Here is a 3,662-nt window from a genome sequence, read left to right on the forward strand (position 1 = left end):
CTGCTGCCGAGCCTCGCCGCCGTCTGGGGCGACCAGCAGGGGCCGCGCCCGCTGCTGCTGGGCGCGGCCGCGCTGCTGGTCACCGTGATGGGCGCCCGGCACCGGCTCAAGGCGCCGCTGGTGCTGGGCGGTGCGACGCTCGTCCTGGACTGTCTGCACGAACTCGCCCCGTACCTGGTCCAGCTGGCCGGTGTGCTGCCCCGCTGGATGCCTCCCGCGCTCGCCGGACTGCTGCTGCTCGCGCTCGGCGCGACGTACGAGCGGCGGATCCGGGATGTCCGGCGGGTGCGGGAGGTGCTGGGGCGGATGGACTAGGGCAGCCACCGGCCGACCCGGCCCCGGGCCCCACCTCCTGGGGCCGTCGGCGCCCGACGGCGCCCGCCGCGGTCAGTCGGGCATCCGGTCGCCGAGCAGTGCCAGGTTCTCGATGGCGGCGAGGCCGTAGAGCGCGGTGTCGTTGCTCGACACCCAGGCGGCCTCGCTGCCCGCGACCAGGGTGACCGGGCCGTCGAGCCGCTCCGTCTTCCACGGTGAGGACTCCGTGTAGCCGTCGGAGCCGTAGAACTTCGCCCAGGCCCGCTGGGCGAGCGCCGCGTCGCCGGTCCGGACGGCGGCGTAGGCGTCGAGGCGGGAGTGGCCCTGGAAGAGCAGCAGGGTGCCGAAGTTGGTGCCGTACCGGGCCGCCTGTTCGGTCTTGGAGGCGTTGAAGTAGCGGCAGTAGTCGTAGTAGGCCTCGTCGAAGGCCGGCATGTCGGTGAGGTGGATCAGTTCGGCGCACAGCTCGTTCAGGCCGAAGACGGCCGACAGATGGGAGACGCCCACGACGGGCGTGGTGGCGACGGCGAACCTGCCGGTGTCCAGGTCGTACAGGCCGCTGCCCTGGACGAAGCCGTTGGGCTGGGCGGCGATGCCCTCCATGGTGGACAGCACACGGGCCTTGGCCTTCTCCCACTTGGGGCCCTTGCGTTCCCACTCGGTGAGCCAGGCCGAGACCAGACCGCTCCAGTCGGTGCCGAAGCCGATGGACAGGGCGTGCCGGTCGGGGGTGTAGGGGTCGGTGCGGACCTTGCGGTTGGGGTCGAGGACGAGGAACGTCTCGTCGGAGTCGACGTTGGCGTGCATGAGGTCGCCCACCCGCTCGTCGGCGGTGAGGAAGTAGTAGAAGCGCCGGTAGGTGGTGTTGGCGATGCGCTGCTGCTTGGCGCTGTCGGCGTAGTGCTGCACACCGTGCCGGGTACCGAGGCCGGCCCACTGGCCGAGGTGGTAGACGTCGACCTCGCCGGTGTGCCGGGTCATGGCCTCGGCGAAGCGGAAGATGTCGGAGCGGCCGGAGCGCAGGTAGGCGTACCAGAGCCAGAGGTCGGGCGACAGCTCGGAGTTGTCCCAGGCGTAGCCGCCGATGTCGTAGCGCCACACGTGCCGCACCGTGTCGTAGGTGTGCATGATGTCGCCGTAGTCCCAGAAGCCGTACCAACGGCGCATCTCCACCTGGTCCTTGTAATAGGTGAAGAGGAAGTCGAGGTGGTCCTCGATCCTCGCCTTGGCGGGGGTGGAGCGGTCCGGCTCGGAGTAGAGGCCGGGGCCGAAGACCTTGGCCTTGATGAGCTGCTTGGGCGGCGCGGCGAGCTGGGGCAGTACACGCACCGCCTCTATCTGGGCCGCGAGTTGCTCGGGGGTGGGGGTCGACTCGTTGGCCCAGAAGAGGAGTTCGGAGGTGCGGGCGATGCCGTACGGGGTGCCGAACTCCGGCTCGTAGTCCTCGTAGGTGATGTTGAGGCCTTCGAGCTGTTCGGCGTACGTGTCCTGGCCCATGCCGTCGTGGTAGAAGCGCAGGTCCATGGGCTGCGCCTCGGGCGACCAGAGCCAGACGGTCACCTCGGCCGCGTCGGTCTGGGCGCCGCGGATGTCGAGCTGGGCGGGGTACTTCTCCCAGAAGTCGCGCAGGCCGAAGGAGAGCCCGCCGCTCGCGCCGCCGACGTAGCCGAACCCGGAGGCGCGCCGGCCGCCGCCCGCGCCGATCCAGCCGTGGCCCTTCTTCGTCCGCTTGCGGACCGTGAAGCCGTCGGCGGACAGCTGGGAGAGCGTGTAGTCGCCCCACTCGGGGATGTACTGGAGCCGGGTCGTCACCCGCTGGTCCCAGGTGGACGGGTCGGGCAGCTTCTGGCCCGCGTACTGGGCGGCCTGGACGGCCGCTCCGGGGTCGCGGCGCAGTCCGGTGATGCCCTGGACGGCCTCGCGCAGCAGGCCGGTGCCCTCGCCGCCGAGCCGGATGTGGCGGTCGTAGGCCGCGTCCCGCATCGGCACGGTGAAGCGGACGCCGAGGCCGCGGATGAAGTCGCCGGCGGCCTTGCCGGGCTCCTGGGCGCCGTCGTAGGTGACGGTGTGCACCATGCGGAAGGAGTCGGCGCCCGCGTAGAAGTAGAGGCGGATCGAGAACGGCAGCCAACTGCGGCTGCCCTTGCGGTGCTTGCCGTCGATGCGCACGACCGCGCGGACGGGGCCGTCCTGCTCGACGGTCACCTCGGCGATGACGCTCTCGAAGCGCTCGGTCTTCACCGAGCCCTGGTCATCGTCCTCGATCTCCGGCTGGCGGATCAGTACGAGGCGGCCGTTGCCGGCGATCTGCGTCGAACCGCGGGTGACGGACTTGATCAGCGTCGTTCCCGAGGTACCGATCCGTGCGGTGATCACCCCGGTCGACACGTCGACGGTGCCGCCGCTGCGGTCGACGGTCACCTTCTTCCCGGCCTGCGCGGGTGTGCCCGCGGCGAGGGTGAGTCGGCCGGTCCCCTCGGCGACCGCGTGCGCGGTCCACTTCAGGGAGCCGTCCGGCCAGTAGGCGATCGGCCAGGACTGGACGGGGACGGCCCGGCCGTCGGCGTCCGTCAGCGCGAAGGTCTGGTCCTCCTGGTAGGTGCCCATGGGCCAGGGCACGCCGAGGGTGGAGCCGGGGGCGGCGCCGAGACCGCCGTCCTCCAGCCAGTCCAGGGTCACCGGGTCGTCGTCGGCCGCCGCAGCGACCGGGGCGGCCTGGGCGGTGCCGCTGCCGAGCGCCCAGCTGAACTGGGCGGCGGCGCCGGCGACGGCCGCCGCCTTCAGGAGGGACCTGCGAGGAATGGGAGACATGGATGCAGCCTTTCCTTGCCGTGCGGATGCAGGGGGTGGTCAGGGGCATGACAGAGCGCGGTACGGCGGGACGGGGTGCGGCGCCGGCAGCACATGGGATGGTTCCGACGGCGCGTCAACCGGGCCGGTGGTGCGTCAGGGGCGCCGGGGCGATGCCCGGGCGCGTCAGCGGCGCCGGTGAAGGTCCCGGCGTTCCTCCACGGCCACCGCGGCCCCCGCGACCGCGCCGAGCACGGGTACGGCGAGCGGTGGGGTGAACCAGCCCGACAGGACCACCACCGCCAGTCCGCCGACGAGCAGAAACGATCCGGCCGGGTCGAGCACCGTACGACGGCCGGCCTCGGCCACCAGCGAGCGCCAGCGCGCCCCCGGTGTCCACACCGCCGCCGCGCGCAGTCCGGTCACGGTGAGGCCGATCAGGGCGGCCGCACCGACCGCGCCGACGAGCGGGCCGCCGGGCAGCCCGGCCCGCGCGGCCCGGACGTCGACCCAGACCGCCGCGACGGCCGCCCACCAGGCCAGCCCGGCGAGCGCGC

At 72.5% G+C, this 3,662-nt stretch carries 2 protein-coding genes and 1 pseudogene; 1 reads left to right on the plus strand and 2 read right to left on the minus strand.

All coding sequences use genetic code 11. The annotated features are described in order from the left end of the window. Window positions 1–315: SCO7613 C-terminal domain-containing membrane protein (locus ABT085_RS45045; protein ID WP_502982986.1), on the plus strand; the 315-nt coding region annotated here is incomplete at its 5' end. Window positions 316–387: 72 nt separating this feature from the next. On the opposite strand, the gene ABT085_RS45050 is transcribed toward ABT085_RS45045, so the two are convergent. Next, a complete protein-coding gene (locus tag ABT085_RS45050) occupies window positions 388–3,126 on the minus strand; it encodes an exo-rhamnogalacturonan lyase family protein (protein ID WP_351622668.1) in 2,739 nt (912 codons plus the stop codon). 165 nt (window positions 3,127–3,291) lie between these two features. Next, window positions 3,292–3,662 (minus strand): annotated as a pseudogene (locus tag ABT085_RS45055) (hypothetical protein); the annotation flags it as partial.

It is taken from the genome of Streptomyces sp. NPDC002265, assembly GCF_040296125.1.
GTDB lineage: Bacteria > Actinomycetota > Actinomycetes > Streptomycetales > Streptomycetaceae > Streptomyces.

Coding starts and splice junctions, on each gene's coding strand:
- ABT085_RS45050 (WP_351622668.1), bottom strand. CDS start 3,126: ATGTCTCCCATTCCTCGCAGGTCCCTCCTGAAGGCGGCGGCCGTCGCC.